Genomic DNA, 19,086 nt, shown 5'->3' on the forward strand with positions numbered 1-19,086 from the left:
ATAATACTATGAGTAATAAAAATAATCACTCTGATAGCCCTGTTGTCGAAAGCACGGTTGTAAAAGCTCATGACGAAGATACCAAAGACTCAGTGACTGATTCGGTTGCGGATTCAGCTACTACCGACGCCAATGAGCCAAATGTTTTTGACACGGTTGCAAACTCAAAAGCGGCTGACGTAAAACCTACGGATAACCAGTCAACCAGTACCAAAAAAGAAGCAAAGGATGATAAAGCTGAAAAGACAGCTAACAAAAAATCAGCGAATACGGCTAAAAAAGCCAGCAAAACCAAGCCAGCCTCAGGTCAAAACCGGGTGGCTATCTTAGGTGGTAACCGTATCCCATTTGCCCGTTCAAACGGCTCATACGCTGATGTCAGCAATACAGACATGCTGACTGCCGCTTTAGACGGTCTGATTGAACGCTACAACCTGCAAGACGAAGTATTGGGTGAAGTGGTGGCAGGTGCAGTCATGAAGCTAAGCCGTGATATCAATTTAACTCGTGAAGCCACTCTAAACACAGCACTTAATCCCCATACGCCAACTTATGACATCTCGCAAGCGTGTGGTACTGGTTTGCAAGCGACGTTTGCCTCTGCCAATAAAATTGCGTTAGGACTTATCGATTCAGCCATTACCGGCGGTGTCGATACCACCTCTGATGCGCCTATCGCAATTGGCGATGGTCTACGTAAAGTACTGATTAAATTAGGTGCCGCAAAAAACAACAAACAACGTTTAAAAGCACTGATGGGCCTCAACCCAAAAGACTTGATAGATTCGCCGCAAAACGGTGAACCACGTACTGGACTGTCGATGGGTGAACACCAAGCAATCACCACACTTGAGTGGAATATCAGCCGCGAAGCCCAAGATGAGCTTGCATTCAACAGCCATCAAAACCTTGCGCGTGCCTACGATGAAGGTTTCTTTGATGACTTAATCACCCCATACAAAGGTCTGACGCGTGACAATAACTTACGCCCAGATACTACGTTGGAAAAGTTAGGTAAGTTAAAACCTGTGTTTGGCAAAAAGAACGCCAATCCAACGATGACAGCTGCCAACTCTACCCCCCTAACCGATGGCGCTTCTTGTGTCCTATTAGGCACTGATGAGTGGGCAAAAGAACACGGTCTTAAGCCACTGGCTTATATCGTTCATCAAGAAACCGCTGCCGTTGACTTTATTGGTAAGTCTGGAACGACAGAGGGTCTACTAATGGCACCAGCCTATGCCGTACCGCGCATGCTTGAACGTGCTGGTTTGACGCTACAAGATTTTGATTTTTATGAAATCCATGAAGCCTTTGCTTCACAAGTGTTATCGACACTCGCGGCTTGGGAAGACGAGACATTCTGTGAAGAGCGTTTAGGGCTTGATGCACCGCTTGGGTCTATTGATCGCAGCAAACTCAATGTAAATGGTTCCTCATTGGCGGCAGGCCACCCATTCGCTGCGACTGGTGGTCGTATTTTAGCCACTGCTGCTAAGTTACTGGATCAAAAAGGCTCTGGCCGTGCCCTAATTTCTATCTGTGCCGCTGGTGGTCAAGGGGTGACTTGCATATTAGAGAAATAGATCTTTATTTGCTGTAGTCAACAAACAAGTAGCTTTGGTATTTTACGGCACCCTTTAATCCATAGATTAAAGGGTGTTTTTGTGTGCTCACTCCATCCCAAAAAAACAACTTAGTCAAACTCTCTTCAATAACACAATAATAAAACGTAGCCAACTCATAGCCGCACTAGGAGATATGCTAAAGTAAGGGGATAACCAATAAAAATCATAACAACACTATTAGGAGTTTTTTATGGGTAATATCCCATCGGCCATTGACCCAAAATCCCTAACGCGGCAAGAGCGTAAGGAGCTTAGCACACCTGAACAAGACAGCTTTATTGAACGTATGGACAAAGAAGTCTTTAACGACGAGCTACGTCGTAAGATGCATGAAGACCTCATTGACACTTATGATGAAGAGCTTGAAAACGAAATAGATGATTACATCCGTGATTTTCGTTTTGACGGACGCGAGATGAGCGAACAAGAAAGGTTGGATCGCCGTACGTATTTCCAAGAATTGGTGCGACTACAGCGAGAGCTTATCAAATTACAGGATTGGGTGGTTGATCGCGGCGAGCGTATCGTCGTGATATTTGAAGGTCGGGACTCTGCAGGTAAAGGTGGTGCGATCAAACGTATCACTCAGCGTTTAAACCCACGCGTTTGTAGAGTGGCCGCCCTACCTGCACCGACTGAGCGCGAGCAATCACAATGGTATTTTCAGCGTTACGTAGCACACTTGCCCGCAGCGGGAGAAATTGTTCTGTTTGATCGTAGTTGGTACAACCGTGTGGGTGTCGAGCGCGTCATGGGCTTTTGTACTGATGAGCAATATGAAGAGTTTTTTCAGTCGGTTCCTGAATTTGAACGTATGTTGGTACGTTCAGGCATCCGCTTAGTAAAGTATTGGTTTTCAATTACCGATGATGAGCAGCACTCGCGCTTTATGAGCCGTATCCATGATCCCCTTAAACAATGGAAGCTGTCAGCGATGGATTTACAATCTCGGCGACGGTGGGAGGACTACACCAAGGCAAAAGAGACCATGTTTGAGCGGACTCATATTCCTGAAGCCCCATGGTGGGTTGTCGAAGGAAATAATAAAAAACGCGCAAGGCTAAACTGTATTGCGCACCTACTAGAACAAATCCCTTACAAAGAAGTGCCTCGGGAAGAGGTGGAGTTACCTGAGCGCAAACGTGATGACGAGTACTATCGCGAACCTATACCAGACGACATGTATGTACCACCCCGTTATTAACCGTACTCATTCTATCAACGCTTATTTCGCCGACAAAAAAACCGCCTTATATGCTTATAACGCGGTTTTTTTCGATGATTTGTACAAAGCCTAGCCCTGATACAGTCGTTTTCATTGTAGATAGGTACAGATAAGACAAACCTTACATGGTATAAGTGGACTGCACACCCTCTACTTTACCCGCCAATAATCTTTCAACTTCGTTTTTAATTCTTTGACCCGCCACATCAGTCCCAATCTGCACCGCAAAACCGGCTGGACGTCCGCCTTGTGTTTTAGAGCTTATCCAAACCACCTTGCCATTCATGGGTAAACGTTCGCTAGAGTTGGGTAAAGTAACAGCGATAAACACTTCATTGCCTAATTGCTGAGCTTGGTTCGAGGGCACAAATAAGGCGCCATTGTTTACAAAGGAGAGATAGCTGGCGTATAACGTGTCGATATTTTCAATATGACAGGTTAAAATCCCGCCACGTCCTGGCATTGCCATAGTCAGCTTCCTTCATTAATTGGATATGATATGTGTTACTAATGGTATATAGACCAACACCTTTATGACGCATCAAACAAGCTATCATGAATCGCGATAGTAGTTCTTTATGTAGTTCTTTATAAGGATGCCAATTCTTGCATCAGCTTATCATAGACAAATTTTTCTTGCACATTTTGTTGCAGCGCAGTTTTGCCCTCTTGTAAGCTACTGGCAAACGCTACAAGTCCACTGTCAGCAGGTTGATAAACGTCTAAAATCGCTGTTAGATTGACATCATTTTGTAGAGCGCTCAGCCCTAGACAGACACGGCGCAAATCAAGCAGCATCATCTCAGACAGTTGGATAAATTCTTTGACATCCAGCTGATTTTGCCAATAATCACTTGCGGCCACACTACTGCGCTTACCACTACGTAATGCCTGCCACGTGGTCAGCCACAGGGCACGCTTGTCATACCATGGTGCTTGCGCCATGGCTATCGCGGCGAGCGGTGCACCATTTGCAAGTTGGATAAGCTGCTCAATTGCCGCCGTACTGACCGCTTCACGATTGATGGTATGGCCTAGCGCTTGTGTCACATAATCAACGGCTACCGTAGACTCAATTGTTTGCAATGCCAGCTGCTGGACACGACTTTTGATGGTGGGCAATAACTGGGCGGGCGCATCACTCATTAAAAACAAATGAACCTGTGCTTGTGGTTCCTCTAACGTTTTGAGTAACGCGTTGGCCGCAGCAACTGTCATTTGCTCAGCATGATCTAACACACAAATGCGCATCCCTTGCCCACCTTGATAAATAAAAGGCTGCAAGGCACGAATGTCATCCACTTTAATCTTAAGTGTGCTACTGCTAACTGCTTTGGCATTTTTTTTATCTGTTGCTTTGCTACTCAATTTTTCTGTGTTATCAGCATGGTCCACACCATTTGGCATACAAGCAATCGGTAACACTTGCAAGCTTGGATGCGTCCCTGATTTTAGCCACTGACAGCTCTCACATTCTGTACAAGCACCTGTGGGATGGCGGTCTCTCTCATGGCACAGTAACCAAGCCACGAACCGCCATACAAACGCACGTTTGCCCATCCCCTGCATACCTGCTGCGAGCAGCGCATGAGGCAAAGACTGCTGTGACGTCAGCACCCGCTGCGTCAATTGCGACCACAATTCTCGCTGCCACGGTAATAACGGCGCAAAATACATGCTGTCTGTGGTCTCTACTACGCCTTTATTTTCCATCATATCACTCATGGCTATGATTCAGCAGGGTTTTGAAAATCGGCTAAGCTCATCGCATTTAAACGATCCAAGTCTTCTTGGGTATCGACACCTGCTGGTAACTGGCAGGCAGCGGCGGCAATCGCGATATGTCCACCATTCTCTAAAACCCGTAGTTGCTCTAGGCTTTCGAGTACCTCAAGCGGTGTTTGTGGCCAATGCACAAACTGCTGCAACAGACTGACGCGATAAGCATACAACCCTAAATGACGATAAGCATTTTTTGGTGGTTGTTTGTCACGCTCATTGGCCAATACAACATCACGCTCGCAAGGAATGGGTGCTCGGCTAAAGTACAACGCACGTTGTCTGCTCTCAGAATGTTGACTGACCACTTTGACCACTGATGGACGCATAAAAGTCTCATAGTCGTCGATAGGCTCACACAAAGTGGCCATCACGCTGTCACTGTCTGCTACCAAAAGCGTCTTCACTTGCTCCAATAATAACGGCGGCACCAGTGGTTCATCACCCTGCATATTGACGATAATATCATGCTCAGCCCAACCTTTGAGAGCAGCGACTTCGGCCAAACGGTCAGTGCCTGACACGTGCTCACTACTGGTCATCACCACCTCAAACCCAGCATCCGTGCATACTTGCGCAATGCGCTCATCATCCGTGGCAATGCACATATCATCCGCGAAATGTGCTGCCTGTGCCTTTTCAGCTACCCAAAGAATCATGGGCTTGCCATGAATACTCAATAATGGCTTACCGGGTAGCCGTGTGCTTTTAAAGCGCGCAGGAATGACAATATGCGTTTTAGCGGTTGTGAGGTCGACTGGTAACATGCGTTATTCCTATGGCAATTTTTATATGGTTTACAGCATTATCCATTGTTTGCTTTGGTGTCTTTACTTTTTTTTGATTTGAATGCCTACCTGTTTTAGCTGCTGCTCCAAACGAGCATAACAGCTGTCAGAGAGCACGGCGGTGACGGGTAACACCCATAACCTACTCACCAGTTCTATATACTCATCCGTTAGCGCTTGCTCGGCGGTATATTTTAATAAAAGCGCTCTTATTTTTACCGCGTCTTTTGTGGTAACAACGACTGGATAATCGCTATACTGTAACAGCTCAGCCAAGCTAAAATCATAATGGTCAGGATAAGGATGCCCGATAACTTCAAAGCCAAGTAAGTTTAAGGTATCAAAAAAGCGCTGCGGATAGCCGATACCACTCACTGCATGTACCTTGCTACCCTTTTTAGGCGGTTTGCTACTTATGGGATTATTAAATGATGCAGATTGCCATAAAAGCTGCATATCATCTGCTTTTAGATGCATTGTCTGGTCATTAACTTGAGGCTGACGACTGTCCTTTTGACGTTTACGAGTCTGAGCTGCTACAGCCTCTAGGCTTTTATGGTAAATGACACTTGCCCCTTCTAACCGTGACATTGGTTCACGTAAAAACCCTGTGGGTAGTAGCTGTTTGTTACCAAAACCCCGTGCCGCATCTACCACAATCCATTCGATATCACGTTGCAGAGCATAGTGCTGTAAACCATCATCGGCAATAATCAATTGCAAATCAGGATAAGCCTCTAACAAGGTGGTAATCGCTTGCGCGCGATTGGGGCATACCGCCATGGCCACCCCTGTCATGTTGACAATTAAACAGGGCTCATCCCCTACCACATTGGGCAAACTGGTGTCTCTAACCAGCGTTGGCATCTGGCTGGTGTCGCCGCCATAGCCGCGGCTAATAACACCAACTTTAATGCCTTGATCTTGCAAGTAGTCTACCAAAGCAATAATCAATGGTGTCTTGCCACTACCGCCTACACTAATATTGCCAATAACCATAACAGGTACGGGCGCACGATAACTGGATAACACCCCCACCTTATAAGCATAACGACGAATCGTCGTAATGAGGCCATATAACCAGCTAATAGGTAGCAGCAGCCATAGCCAAGCGGCTTGACGTTGCCATGCACGCGTTACTGTCGTCTCAATACTCATTAGGGTTGGCCATTTATCCTACTGGTTTAACGCTGCGTAAACGTCAAAGTTGTCCTAAAATATCTACTACACTTACTCAAAATCACGTTCATACATTTGCGCATAGTGGCCTTGTTGCTGCATCAGCTCATCATGGGTGCCGAGCTCAACAATCTGCCCACCATCTAAGACAGCGATACGATCGGCTGACTCAATCGTTGTCAAACGGTGAGCAATGACCAACGTTGTACGGTCTTTCATAACATTATCAAGCGCTTGCTGAATGTAGTATTCTGATTCATTATCAAGGGCGCTGGTGGCTTCATCTAAGATCAAAATTGGCGCATCTTTTAATAAGGCACGAGCAATCGATAAGCGCTGACGCTGTCCGCCAGACAATTGTAACCCTTCTGCACCGATTTGACTTTGATAGCCGTTTGGCATCTTCATAATAAAATCATGCGCAAAGGCATCTTTTGCGGCTCTCTCAACTTCCGCTTGTGTCTTATTGGCTAAGCCACCATAAGCGATATTGTTAAATACGGTGGTATTAAACAGCACCACTTGCTGATTGACCATCGCAATCTGCGCGCGTAGAGACTCGAGAGTAATATCCTCAATCGGTATACCATCTAGCGTAATGTGACCTGACGTGGTCGATAAAGTACGTGTCAACAGATTAACCAAAGACGATTTGCCCGCGCCACTTCGCCCGACCAAAGCTACCGTCTCACCCGCTCTTACGTCTAACGTAAAGTCACGCAAGGCCACAGTAGAGTCTGGATAAACCAAGCTAACATTATCCAGTTTGATTTCACCTGTCAAAGCTGGGCTAAGCACCCCTGTATCTTGTTCTTCTGGCTCATCTAATAACGCAAATATTGATTCACCAGCGGCAAGCCCTTTTTGCAGTTTTTGGTTGACATCAGTCAGCGAACGCACCGGCTTACTGAGCAAGCCTGCAGCCGCGATATAGGAGATAAAGGCACCGGCAGAGATGTTGTCTATCACCGCTGGACGCAAGGCGAGCCATACCACAACCGACATGGCTATTGCCATTAGTAGCTGCACGGCTGGCGTATTGATGCTGTTGGTCACGACGACCTTCATACCCTGGCGCAAGTTCTTTTTTGAGGTTTTATCAAAACGCTTGGCTTCGTAGGCTTGCCCACCATAGTTTTTGACCACTTGATAGCCACCGATAACCTCATTAGTGATGTGACTGACGTCGCCCATCGTCTCTTGTATGCCTTTAGACAGTCTAAGATAGCGCTTGGAGGCCACACGGATTAACCACAATATAGGAGGGAGTACGACAAATAAAATTAAGGTCAGGCGCCAATTGCTATAAAGCAAAAAACCTATCAGTGCCACGACTGTCAAACCATCACGTAATAAGGTCTTCATTGAGTCTGTACTAGCAGCCGTTACCTGCTCAACATCAAATATCAATTTAGACGAGATGGTACCAGCTGGATTGGCCAGAAAAAATGAGCTTGGCAAGCGCAGCAGTTTATTAAAGACTTCCACACGCAGCTCATAAACCAGATTGCGTGACACCAAAGCAGAATAATAATTACCCAAAAAACTACCGACACCGCGTACAAAAAACAGTCCGATAATCATAAATGGAAACAAATTTTGCTTGCTCTGATCATTCTGATTGATAGCATCAGTAATGTACTGCAATAACTTAGCAATCCAAATTTCTGTTCCCGCATTAATAGCAAAGCCTAAAATGGTTAGCAGCAGGGCCCACCAGTACGGTTTTAGATAGCTCAATAGCCGCAATAATGTCTTATGTTTGGGTGTGCCTGATGATGCGACTGACACTTTTTTAGCAGAAGTTTTTGTAGAGTCAGGTTGATATGCTTGGCTCATAAAAGCCTCAGTTTGGGAGTTATATTATGAATAGGCTGTGCTTACCACACAGTCTTATAGGGTTTATTTGTGGCAAAAATTTGCTATATATTATTGCGGCAACGGTTGGCCAAGTGGCACGACCGTACTGATATTGAGGTTTAAAAACCCGAGTTTACCAGCGACATCCATCACCCGCACGACAGATTGGTGCGTGGCGTTGGCATCCGCGGCAATAACAAACAGCATATCACGGTTATTACCCGCTTCTTGCTGTAGCATGCTGGTTAACTCAGCTTCATTGCTGCTGGCAAGGGTGATGCCATTGACCAAATAACTGCCGTCTTCTTGTACCGCCACCTCGATGCTGTTTTTTTGCTCGGTCAGTGCGACACCTTCAGCTTCAGGGAGAATGATGTTTAAACGACTAAAGTGATTAAACGAGGTTGCCAGTAGCAAAAACACGATCAAAAACAGTAAGCAGTCAATCATCGGGGTCAAATTAATTTCAAGTGGTTCAACCGTCGGTTTTCTAAAGCGCATATCACTCTCTTTAATTTACCTAATAACCCTAGGCTCGAGGCTTACTAACATGATTGCTGTGTTAAGCATTGGCTGTGGCCACTTTGTCTAGATCTGAGGGGTTCACTGACGACCCATAGCCCACCCTCCCATCTAACGCTGTACCATGATCAGCCTGATTAAAACCAGAAAGATGCGTGCTGTCAAACAACTGATAGTCGTACAGCTCTTGAATCATAAGCCCAGCTTGGGTCTCAAATTGAGCATTAATATCGATAATGCGGCGCTGAAAGTAACGATAAGCAACAAGCGCAGGGATAGCAACAATCATCCCTGCGGCCGTAGTGATGAGCGCCTGTGACACGCCAGCTGCAAGCATTGTGGGATCTTGCATCGCCCCATCCGTAATCGCTAAGAATGAAGAGATAATACCCAATACCGTGCCCAGCAAACCTAGTAGCGGCGCAATGGCCCCGATGGTGCCTAGCATATTGATGTTTTTTTCTAATTGGTGAACTTGCACGCTCGCACGATTCTGCATATGCATCGTCATCGACTCTAATCCATACTGACGATACAGCAAACCAGTCGCTAAAATGTCACCAAGCGCCGTTTTTTCTTTCACGTTCATCAGTTGTGTGCGGCCAATATCCCCATTTTCCCGTAGGCGGGTTATCAACTGCTCGCGCAGTCTGCTCGGTACAATTTTGTTAAACTGTAAAGTATGGCTACGCTCGATAATGATAACCAACGCCAATATTGAGCACACCACAATAGGCGTCATGAGCCAACCACCCGCTTTCACCAACTCCCACATACTGACTCTCTTTTATATTTTTATAAAAACAGACATTGCCAAAACACTTGAAATTGGAACCGTCACTGCAAACGGGTTTAATGCCTCAACCCTGCGCTTCTATGTGCTTAATCAAAGCGGCCAGCTGATCTTGACTATGGAAGAATATCTCAACGCTACCCTGACCGTCTTTTTTATGCTTCAGTTTTACCTGCGCCCCTAGCACGTCTGTCAGACGTTGCGTCAACTGCTCAGCATCGCGAGATTGTACTTGTTCGGTGCGGTTGGTTTTAGGCGGTGGTTGCAAAATGGATTTAACCAGCTTTTCAGCTTCGCGCACCGTCATACCGCCATCAATGATTTTTTGGGCAATGATAGGCTGCTGGTCAGATGATAGGGCTAAAAGTGTACGCGCGTGCCCCATATCTAGAGCGCTGTTTGCCAAATGATCCTTTACCGTATCATGCAGCTGGTTCAGACGCAGTAGATTCGATACCGTCGTGCGTGCTTTACCAACTACCTCAGCGATCATAGCGTGACTCATACCAAACTCTGTATGAAAGCGCTGTAATGCGGCAGCCTGTTCGATCACTGATAGATCTTCACGCTGGATATTTTCAATCAGCGCTAGTGCAATCGCCAACTCATCGGATAAGGCGCGCTCAATTGCTGGAATAACGGACTTTCCTGCCATCTTTGCTGCACGCCAGCGACGTTCACCCGCAATGATTTCATGAGTCACGAATGCTTCACTTTTATCTTCATTCGCAAGCAATGGACGTATAACAATAGGCTGCATCACGCCATGTTGTTCAATAGAAGACGCCAGCTCTGCAAGCGCCGTTTCACTCATATCACGGCGCGGTTGATACTTGCCAGCTTGCAAACGCGTCACATCGATTTGCACCAAGCTGATTTGGTCTTCTACGCTCGTATCCGAGCCAATACCACGCGACTTGTTGGCAGCGGCTTTACTGGTCGTACGCGGCAAACGCGCTTTTCGATGACTGGTATCAGACGTGTCAGGAGCCGTTGGCTTGGCAATCAACGTCTCACTAGGTTTTGCACGGTCTGGATGAGCTGGCGCATGTTTAGTTGGCGTGTCAGCTGGCAAAGCATGGTCACGCGCAGCCATATCGTCTTGCAAGGCAGAGGCGGTAATTTGCTTTTCTTTTTTGATTGACCCCAACAAGGCATCCAAGCCTCGATTGGCAGCCAACCCTCTCTTCTTCGCCATGATTACCTATCCTCTAACGCTAAAATAAAAGCCAAATAATGATTAATGCGGCTTACTAAAGATACAATATTAATTGTTTTATTACCTAACTGGGTGCGTTCACTGCTGACTGGTCAGTTTCTCTTACACACCATTATATTCACTGATGCGCCCTATCATTAGCGGCTTTGTTTTATCACTTCTGCTGCTAATTTTTGATAAGCACGCGCCCCTTTGGACCATCTTTCATACGCGATCACAGGCAGGCCATGGGCAGGCGCTTCTGCCAAGCGAATATTTCTTGGAATGTGAGTTTTATACATAATATCGCCAAAGTGAGCTTCTAATTCAGCAGACACGTCACGAGCCAATGTGTTCCTCGCATCAAATAGCGTTCTTACCACACCGCGGATATACAGCTTAGGATTAAGCTCTGTCAAACGCTCAATGGTTTGCGACAAATCTGCCAATCCCTCTAGGGCGTAGTATTCACACTGCATCGGAATAATCACTCCATCAGTCGCAACCAACGCATTAATCGTCAGCAAGTTCAAGCTTGGCGCACAATCGATAATCACATAATCGTATGGCTGCTTTTGCGTCGCTACTTGGTCATTGACCAAATCAGCCATCGCTGTTTTAAACAACTCGTGACTGTCAGCCTTACCCATCAAAGTAACATCCATGCCGGCCAAATCACGATTGGCACCGATCACGTCAAACCCTGCAGGACTACTGACAATCGCATCGGACAGCGACACACCATCAAGTAGCACATCAGCGATGGTCAGTCCCAGCTCGTTTTTGTCCACACCAGTACCACTGGTCGCATTGCCCTGTGGGTCTAAGTCAATCAGCAGTACGTTCTTGTGCTTAGCAGCCAAGCTCGCGGTCAAATTTACTGCCGTCGTGGTTTTGCCTACGCCGCCTTTTTGATTCGCAATTGCTATGATTTCCATACACTCACTCAATTTAATTAGGGTCTGTTACTATTATTCTATTCTTTTTGTGTCAACTATCGTCATTCCTAGCACTGAATTGTCATCACTACCATACTGCTGTTGCATGACTGCTACCTCAACAAGGTGCTCATAGCTTAGACATTTTTAGCCGACAATTCAATTAAATGACGACTGTCATGCAGGCGTGGTATGGTCAATTTAATGGTTTTTATCAACCAATCACCCTCAAGTGCTTGTAGCTCTTCGTCGCTTGGCGCTTTACCTTTCATGGCGCATAAATAACCCTTGTCCGCCAACCGTGGCTGCGCTACTTCAACAAAGTCAATCAAGCTGGCAAACGCTCTGGACGTGACCACATCGTAGCTGGCCTCATGTGCTTCAATACGTGAGGCAATAGGCTGCATATTAGTTAAACCCAGCTCGCTACTGATTTGCTTAATAAAACGGATTTTTTTCTGATTACTATCAAGTGCCGTACACTGACGCTCAGGCTGGCAAATCGCGATAATAACCGCCGGCAAACCTGCCCCAGTACCGATATCAAGCAGTGACCCTGACGGCAAATGCGTTATAATAGCTAAACAATCAATCACATGTTTGATCAGTGCTTCTTCTGGATCGGTAATTGCGGTCAGATTATACGCTTTATTCCATAACAAAAGCTGATCTAAGTACAATAATAGCATGCGCTGCTGCGTCTCACTTAAGGGTAGACTTAGCGTGTTTATTGCTTGTGACAAGGTATTGGCGAGCGCTGGCAGTTGTGAGCCGAGCTTTACAAAGCCCGTCGGGTCAATATGGATATTGCCCATACTAGCAGACGATGAAGAGGTTTTAGTAGAAGCTGACATACAACGTATTATCCAGTTTTGACATGTGAACCGTCTATTTTATCATGCAGCCTGCCTATTGAATAGTTGCAGATTGCGTCAATGTGAGACATCTTATACTATCTGCCCTGACATGAAGCACATTAATCTTGTTTAATAGCTGCAAAACTACTGTTTATTTACCGCTATACTTGACTCATGATACTTATCTACAGCGTTATGGTAGCTTGTAAGCTATTTTTATTAACTGGCAAATGTTCCTCATAAAAACCCAGTAAACGTAGGGCGCTTTTAAAACGATCTACCAAACACTTATGACCGACAGCCACACCCTCCTATATCTCAAGTATTAAAATACACTAATCGTAAAGACACTAATAATATGGCAACACCTATTTCTACATTGAAAGACAATCAGCAAGCATCAGACACGCCGCACCCTGTTTTTACTGACGTTAAACAACGCTGCCTTATTACCGCAGAACAACTAAAGCGTTATAGTGAGCCAAGTGAGCTACCAACAGACACACGCACAGCGCCTGATTTAGACGTTGGTTTTGGGCAACAGCGTGCAATCAAAGCCTTGCAGACTGCTTTGGACATCAAAGCCAGTGGCTATCACGTGTTTGCCGCTGGTGAAAATGGCTTAGGTAAGCGTACTATTATCAGCCGCTTACTCAATCGCATTGCCGCCGACGCACCGACCCCTGATGATTGGGTCTATGTGCATAACTTCACCGATCCCCGTACGCCCTTGGCTTTGCGCTTGCCTGCTGGTCAAGCCGCACTACTGCAACAGCAAATCAACAGTTTATGGCAACAAGCAAAAAAACGCTTAAGTCAACGCTTTCGTAGTGATCAGTACCAAAGCAAAATCGAAGCCATTAAAAACAACACGCACGAGCAAGAGAGTCATGCTTATGAAGCGCTCAATGCTGAAGGCAAGCAATATGACCTAGCGTTGACGTTTCGCTCCTTTGATAATAAAGCGATGTTTGTCCATCCGAGCCAACTACCAACAGAGAACAACGATCATGATGGTCATAGCCCTAAAGCCTCTGACAGCCATATCAGTGAATCAGAAACAAGTGGCCGTAATAAGGAGGGTCGCCCTAGTACAAATGACCGTCCTACTGACTACGGTAATAGAGAATATGAAGCTGAACTGAGTAACTTTGCACAAAAAAACCACATGCAAAAACGGCTAAGTCAGCTGACCATCGCTTTAGAACAGCTAGAAGACGAAGCCAATGACGCCATAGAAGCGCTGCATCGTAGTATTGCAAGGCGTGCATTACAGCCTTTATTTGCGCCTGTTTATGAGCAGTTTTCCGCTCATCCACTTGTCATTGACTACCTCAAAGCGGTGTTTGCCGATATGGTCACTCACGTAGAGCGTATCGTCAACGGCGATGATGAAGAGTTTGTGACGGCAGTGCTCGCCACAACGCCAAGCCGCTATGCGGTCAATGTCATTGTCAGTCACCCGCCTGATAGTGGCGCCCCTGTCATCTTTGAAGACTTGCCAACACACTTAAACTTATTGGGACATGTTGAGCAAATCACGCAATTAGGCACAGTGACGACGGATGTTAGTATGATTCGAGCCGGCGCGCTACATCGTGCCAATGGTGGCTACCTATTGTTAGAGGCCAGCCACTTACTCGAGCACCCTTATGCATGGCAAGGGCTCAAGCGTGCCTTACAATCACGCAAAATTAAGCTGTCAAGCCTTGAGCAAATGCTGACCTTAACAGGCAGCTTATCGTTATCGCCTGCGCCAATCGACCTTGATATTAAGGTTATTTTGTTAGGCGAAGCGGATTTATATTATGAGCTGCTTGAGCTTGAGCCTGAGTTTGATGCCGTCTTCAAAGTTCGCGCTGACTTTCATGATGATGTGATACGTACCAGCGAGCACGAATTGGCACTGGTCGCCAAAATGGCTGACATCATAGACTATGCCAACCTTTACCCATTTGATCGTCACGCGCAAGCCACTTTGCTTGAGCATTTAAGCTTACAAGCGGAAGAACAAGACCGCTTGAGCCTACACAGCGATTTATTGATTAAACTCCTGCATGAATCCAACCGTCATGCGCGTTTAAACGATGAGAGTATTGTGACTGCTGAACACGTCACGCAAGCCATCAATGATATGGATGAGCGCTCAGGATACTTGCGTGACTTGTATTGGGATGAGCTTAAAAATGGCCAACAGCTGATCCAAACTCAAGGCCGTGCGGTCGGACAAGTGAACGCGCTCACGGTGGTCAGTTATGCTGATAGTGAGTTTGGTATGCCAGCACGTCTGACCGCTGTTATTCAACCAAATATCGGCGCCGGAGAGATACTCGATATTGAGCGCGATGTAGATTTGGGCGGCAGTTTACACGCCAAGGGCATGCTGATTATGACCAGCTATTTGCGTGCGTTATTTAGTCAACACCATGCCTTAAACTTTAGCGCCTCGCTTGCTTTTGAACAAAGCTACGCGCATATAGATGGCGATAGCGCCACTGTCAGCGAAGGCTGTGCGTTATTGTCCGCCTTAGCAAACGTACCTATTGACCAATCTTTTGCCATCACAGGCTCCATGAACCAGCTGGGTGAAGTACAAGCCGTGGGCGGTATCAATGCTAAAATTGCAGGGTTTTTTGATGCCTGCCGCGAGCAAGAACTGACGGGCCAGCAAGGGGTGGTCATACCGATGGCCAATGTCAAACAACTCATGCTGCGTGACGACATTATAGACGCCGTTAACGCTGGCAGCTTTCACATTTATGGCGTCCATACGCTAAGTGAAGCCTTATCATTGATGACCGGCCTGCCTATCGACACGATGAACAAAAAAGGTCGCTATCGCAAAGACACGTTGTTTGGCAAAGTGTTAAGCCGTTTGATGTTGTGGGATGAAAATCAGAACGGAGAAGATGATATTGACGATAAAAAGTCAAAAAACAAAGTTAAAAAGAAGCAGAAAGCCAAACGTCAAAAAAAAGAGGACAAAAGCAGAAAAGATAAACGTCAGGATGAGAAAAATAACAGCGAAGTAACCAGTAATGGGGAGCACGATGACGAACAAAACATCGATAACAATGAGGTCAAATAAATCCTTGTATGATAGTCAATCCACTATAAAATAAAAGCAGTCTATGAGGATACGTGATTACAGACGAACGTCCCTAGACGCTGCGCTGCTTTTCTGCGATGATAAACTGTGAATGGCCCACCAAAAACGGGTAAAAACTGACTGTGACTTCATAAAGGCTATCTCTTAATGACTGTACCTCTTACTGACGCCAACTCCCTGCACGTTCAGACGGACCCTAACGAGCAGGCTAATACGCCAGCTGCGACAGACAGTAGTGCCTCAGAAAGTGCCAGCGATGATCGACATGGCGCAGCAACGACGGCACGGCAATGGCAAGTGCTGTCCCAACTACAGCGTAATCGCTGGGTTGGCACGACACACGTATTTGAGCAGCTTATCATGGCAGGTTTTGACATCAGTTTACGCACAGTACAGCGTGACTTAAATGCGCTGGCCAAACGCTTCCCTATCGAAAAAAACAACGCCAATCCCCAAGGGTGGCGCTGGTGCGATGACGCGCCCTTACAAAGCTTACCGCATATGAATCTGTCGCAAGCAGTCGCTTTTAATATGGTTGAGGCCAATCTCACCCAACTTTTGCCCCCCGTTATTTTAGATGAATTGTTCCCTTGGTTTGATTTAGCACGGCGACAGCTTAAAAACAGTAAGGTGACCCATTCGTGGATAGATCGAGTGCGTATCGAACCTGCCACTCAGCCATTGATTGCGCCGCACATTGACTTAGACAGCAAAGACAATATTTACCATGCTTTATTTTATCAATTACAGATAAAGGCCTGCTACACACGCAGCAACAAATCACAGGCCAGTGAATACACCCTAAATCCCATTGCGATTATCCAGCGCGGCGTCATTATATACTTAGTGGCCACCCGTACCGACGACCCAGAAGCCATCATCCGCACCTTTGCCTTGCATCGATTTGCCAGCGTGGAGATCCTTGAGAGTGCGGCACAAACACCTGAGAACTTCCAACTCGATACGTATTTGGATGCAGGTGGGATGGGCTTTAGTCATCCACTATTTAGTAAGCTACCCAGTCATGGCAAAAACACACCTATTGAGCTACAGTTCACCAAACAAGCGGGAAAAAGCCTCACTGAAAGTAAGCTAAGTGATGACCAAACTGTCACGTTGAATGACGACGACACCCTGACAATCCAAGCAACGGTCAATTTGACCTCCCAACTGGTCTGGTGGTTACGGGGTTTTGGCAGTGGTCTGTTAAAAGCCACGCCTGAGCTGCTGTATCAAGCTGTGTTGGATAAATCTATAGATCATGAATAACCCTCATAGATAGCCATCATGAATAATAATAGCGCTTAAATTCTGCGGTCTTCAAACCCATCCGACCACTTTCAACATTAAGAATTAAAAAGGAATGTTATGTCAACTACGACCCCATCACCATTACTTTCAGACAGTTTAAAAGGACTGGGTTTAGATGCGGGAACCTTGTTTTTTGCGCTGAACTACGAATTTACTAAGATTGAGCCAAAAGGCCTGTTTAAGCGCTTTAAGAAAAACCAAGGTGCGATTGACATTGACTTAGCCTGCGTCTTGTACGATGAGCTTTGCACCATTCGTGACATCGTTTGGTTCAAGCAATTGCGAGATAAAGCTGAATCCGTAAAACATCAAGGTGACAGTCTAAATGGCAAAGATCGCGGCGAACAAGCGATGTATCTGGCACCACTTGATCAAGAGCAGATAAGGCTATTCTTGGATAAGATTCCAGCCCATATCACCCACATCGCTATGATAGCCAACTCTTATCACGATCATCCGTTTTCTCGCGTCAAAAAAGGCGAGATTCATCTGAGTGATGATGAGGGCAATCGGTGTTTTGAAGTCAATCTAAAACAGCTACCCCGTGATTGCACGACGCTTTGGGTCGCCCATTTGCGCCGGGAGGTCGATGACTGGCATTTAACGCTACATAATTTGCCACTGTCTGCTGAGGGTCTAGCAGAGGCAGCAAAAGAAGTGGCACATGAGTTGGCGCGATCTCTCCCCATTCCGCAAGGCGTGTAAGTACTACTGAGGGCGTGTCCTCATTTTAAAAACGTAGAAGGGTGCCGTGTTATCAATACACCGCACCCTTCTCTTTTTTTAAAATATCAAGTATTCACTATCAAGTTTCGTCATACAAACAGCTGACAAGACAAGACTTTATAGTGGCTCACCGCAATGGGGACAGAAGTTCTTTTGTCGTATTTCTACCTCTCTTTCGCGCCGCTCAAGCTCTTGCTCACGCAGTACTTGCAATACGATATTTTGTGCCTGCTCTTTATCCAGTCCTAGCTCTCGGCGAATTTTATCAATCATCATCTGATTTTGTACCAAATCAAAGTCACTATCAATCAGTTGCTCGCGAAAGTGTTGCTCAAGCTCCTCTCGGCGCTGCGCCAACTCATTGGCAAGACCTGTCGCCAAAATACCGGCAGGCAATGCGGCCAAGCCCACACCCAATATCGTAATGATGGCACCCAATATTTTGCCCGCATTGGTAATTGGTATAACATCACCATAACCTACTGTGGTAAGCGTCACCACCGCCCACCACATGGCTTTGGGAATTGACTCAAACTCCTCTGGCTGCGCATGGTTTTCAACCAAATAAATACCACTAGAGGCGGTCACGATCATAATAATTAAGATAAAAATGACCGCTTGAAATGAGCCTCGCTCTTTACTGATCACCACCAGCAAGATACGCAAAGAAGCAAAATAGCGTGTCAGTTTAAGAATACGGAACAAACGTAGAATACGTAAGAAGCGCAAATCGATGGAGACAAAGAAGTTTAAGAACGCAGGGGCAATAGCGATCAAATCAATCAACGCTGAGGGGCTCTTTAGCCACTCCCAACGCTGACGCCAAGTCGTGTGATCGGGCTTTGCTTCGGCAACACTCCACAAACGTAGCAAATACTCGATAGAAAATATCACAATAGAGAAGTTTTCAAACCAAGTGAAATAACTTTGATAGGGGTAATACCACTGATCAACAGATTCGGCAATGACTGCCGCCACATTGGTCATGATGAGAAATATAAGAAAATAGTCGACACAACGGCTAAATAGCGTGTCATGCTCATCATTTTGCAAGATATTGTAAACAAAAAGACGCAAGCGCCGTATAGATTGGAGTAGCATGCCGTCCCTATGCGGTGAAACACCGGTCTTATATTAATAGAATAAAGCAGCCATCACAGACTATGACCCTAA

At 46.1% G+C, this 19,086-nt stretch carries 16 protein-coding genes; 5 read left to right on the plus strand and 11 right to left on the minus strand.

Annotated features, from left to right (window positions below):
• Positions 1–8: 8 nt before the first annotated feature.
• On the plus strand, positions 9–1,586 hold the full coding sequence (locus JFC06_RS03970; RefSeq protein ID WP_198334059.1) for an acetyl-CoA C-acetyltransferase: 1,578 nt from the start codon (positions 9–11) through the stop codon (positions 1,584–1,586).
• A gap of 232 nt (positions 1,587–1,818) precedes the next feature.
• On the plus strand, positions 1,819–2,832 hold the full coding sequence (gene ppk2, locus JFC06_RS03975) for a polyphosphate kinase 2 (protein WP_265088192.1): 1,014 nt from the start codon (positions 1,819–1,821) through the stop codon (positions 2,830–2,832).
• A gap of 142 nt (positions 2,833–2,974) precedes the next feature.
• Here the strand turns inward: ppk2 and JFC06_RS03980 are convergent, their stop codons facing one another.
• From JFC06_RS03980 to rsmG, 10 genes are all read right to left on the minus strand, one after another.
• Positions 2,975–3,322, minus strand: coding sequence for a PilZ domain-containing protein (locus JFC06_RS03980; protein WP_198334060.1), 348 nt, complete (start codon positions 3,320–3,322; stop codon positions 2,975–2,977).
• Between the two features lie 119 nt (positions 3,323–3,441).
• On the minus strand, positions 3,442–4,578 hold the full coding sequence (locus JFC06_RS03985; protein ID WP_193006144.1) for a DNA polymerase III subunit delta': 1,137 nt from the start codon (positions 4,576–4,578) through the stop codon (positions 3,442–3,444).
• A gap of 2 nt (positions 4,579–4,580) precedes the next feature.
• Positions 4,581–5,399 carry a 3-deoxy-manno-octulosonate cytidylyltransferase gene (gene kdsB / locus JFC06_RS03990; protein ID WP_193006145.1) on the minus strand — a complete coding sequence of 273 codons (819 nt, stop codon included), beginning with the start codon at positions 5,397–5,399 and terminating at the stop codon, positions 4,581–4,583.
• A gap of 63 nt (positions 5,400–5,462) precedes the next feature.
• The gene (gene lpxK / locus JFC06_RS03995; RefSeq protein ID WP_193006146.1) at positions 5,463–6,578 is read right to left on the minus strand and encodes a tetraacyldisaccharide 4'-kinase; all 1,116 of its coding nucleotides are present in this window, start codon (positions 6,576–6,578) and stop codon (positions 5,463–5,465) included.
• A gap of 72 nt (positions 6,579–6,650) precedes the next feature.
• Positions 6,651–8,438 carry a lipid A export permease/ATP-binding protein MsbA gene (gene msbA / locus JFC06_RS04000; RefSeq protein WP_193006147.1) on the minus strand — a complete coding sequence of 596 codons (1,788 nt, stop codon included), beginning with the start codon at positions 8,436–8,438 and terminating at the stop codon, positions 6,651–6,653.
• A gap of 90 nt (positions 8,439–8,528) precedes the next feature.
• A complete protein-coding gene (locus JFC06_RS04005) occupies positions 8,529–8,960 on the minus strand; it encodes an ExbD/TolR family protein (protein WP_193006148.1) in 432 nt (143 codons plus the stop codon).
• Positions 8,961–9,021: 61 nt separating this feature from the next.
• Entirely contained in the window at positions 9,022–9,756 is a 735-nt protein-coding gene (locus JFC06_RS04010) for a MotA/TolQ/ExbB proton channel family protein (protein ID WP_226949485.1), read from the minus strand.
• An 85-nt stretch (positions 9,757–9,841) separates the two neighbouring features.
• The gene (locus JFC06_RS04015) at positions 9,842–10,972 is read right to left on the minus strand and encodes a ParB/RepB/Spo0J family partition protein (RefSeq protein WP_193006149.1); all 1,131 of its coding nucleotides are present in this window, start codon (positions 10,970–10,972) and stop codon (positions 9,842–9,844) included.
• Between the two features lie 158 nt (positions 10,973–11,130).
• Positions 11,131–11,910, minus strand: a complete 780-nt coding sequence (locus JFC06_RS04020; protein WP_193006150.1) for a ParA family protein — start codon at positions 11,908–11,910, stop codon at positions 11,131–11,133.
• A 137-nt stretch (positions 11,911–12,047) separates the two neighbouring features.
• Positions 12,048–12,764, minus strand: a complete 717-nt coding sequence (gene rsmG, locus JFC06_RS04025) for a 16S rRNA (guanine(527)-N(7))-methyltransferase RsmG (RefSeq protein WP_198334061.1) — start codon at positions 12,762–12,764, stop codon at positions 12,048–12,050.
• Between the two features lie 361 nt (positions 12,765–13,125).
• Between rsmG and JFC06_RS04030 the strand changes: the two genes are divergently transcribed.
• The 3 genes from JFC06_RS04030 to JFC06_RS04040 all read left to right on the plus strand — a co-directional run bounded on the left by JFC06_RS04030 (position 13,126) and on the right by JFC06_RS04040 (position 17,892).
• Positions 13,126–15,855 (plus strand): ATP-binding protein, encoded by a 2,730-nt coding sequence (locus tag JFC06_RS04030; RefSeq protein WP_193006152.1) that lies wholly within the window; start codon positions 13,126–13,128, stop codon positions 15,853–15,855.
• A gap of 168 nt (positions 15,856–16,023) precedes the next feature.
• Positions 16,024–17,145, plus strand: coding sequence for a helix-turn-helix transcriptional regulator (locus JFC06_RS04035; RefSeq protein ID WP_193006153.1), 1,122 nt, complete (start codon positions 16,024–16,026; stop codon positions 17,143–17,145).
• Between the two features lie 99 nt (positions 17,146–17,244).
• The gene (locus JFC06_RS04040; protein ID WP_193006154.1) at positions 17,245–17,892 is read left to right on the plus strand and encodes a TerD family protein; all 648 of its coding nucleotides are present in this window, start codon (positions 17,245–17,247) and stop codon (positions 17,890–17,892) included.
• Positions 17,893–18,030: 138 nt separating this feature from the next.
• Here JFC06_RS04040 and JFC06_RS04045 read toward each other — a convergent pair whose 3' ends face one another.
• A complete protein-coding gene (locus JFC06_RS04045; protein ID WP_193006155.1) occupies positions 18,031–19,014 on the minus strand; it encodes an ion transporter in 984 nt (327 codons plus the stop codon).
• Positions 19,015–19,086 lie beyond the last annotated feature (72 nt).

Origin of the sequence: Psychrobacter namhaensis (genome assembly GCF_016107545.1) — a bacterium.
In the GTDB taxonomy this organism is placed as follows: Bacteria; Pseudomonadota; Gammaproteobacteria; order Pseudomonadales; family Moraxellaceae; genus Psychrobacter; species Psychrobacter namhaensis.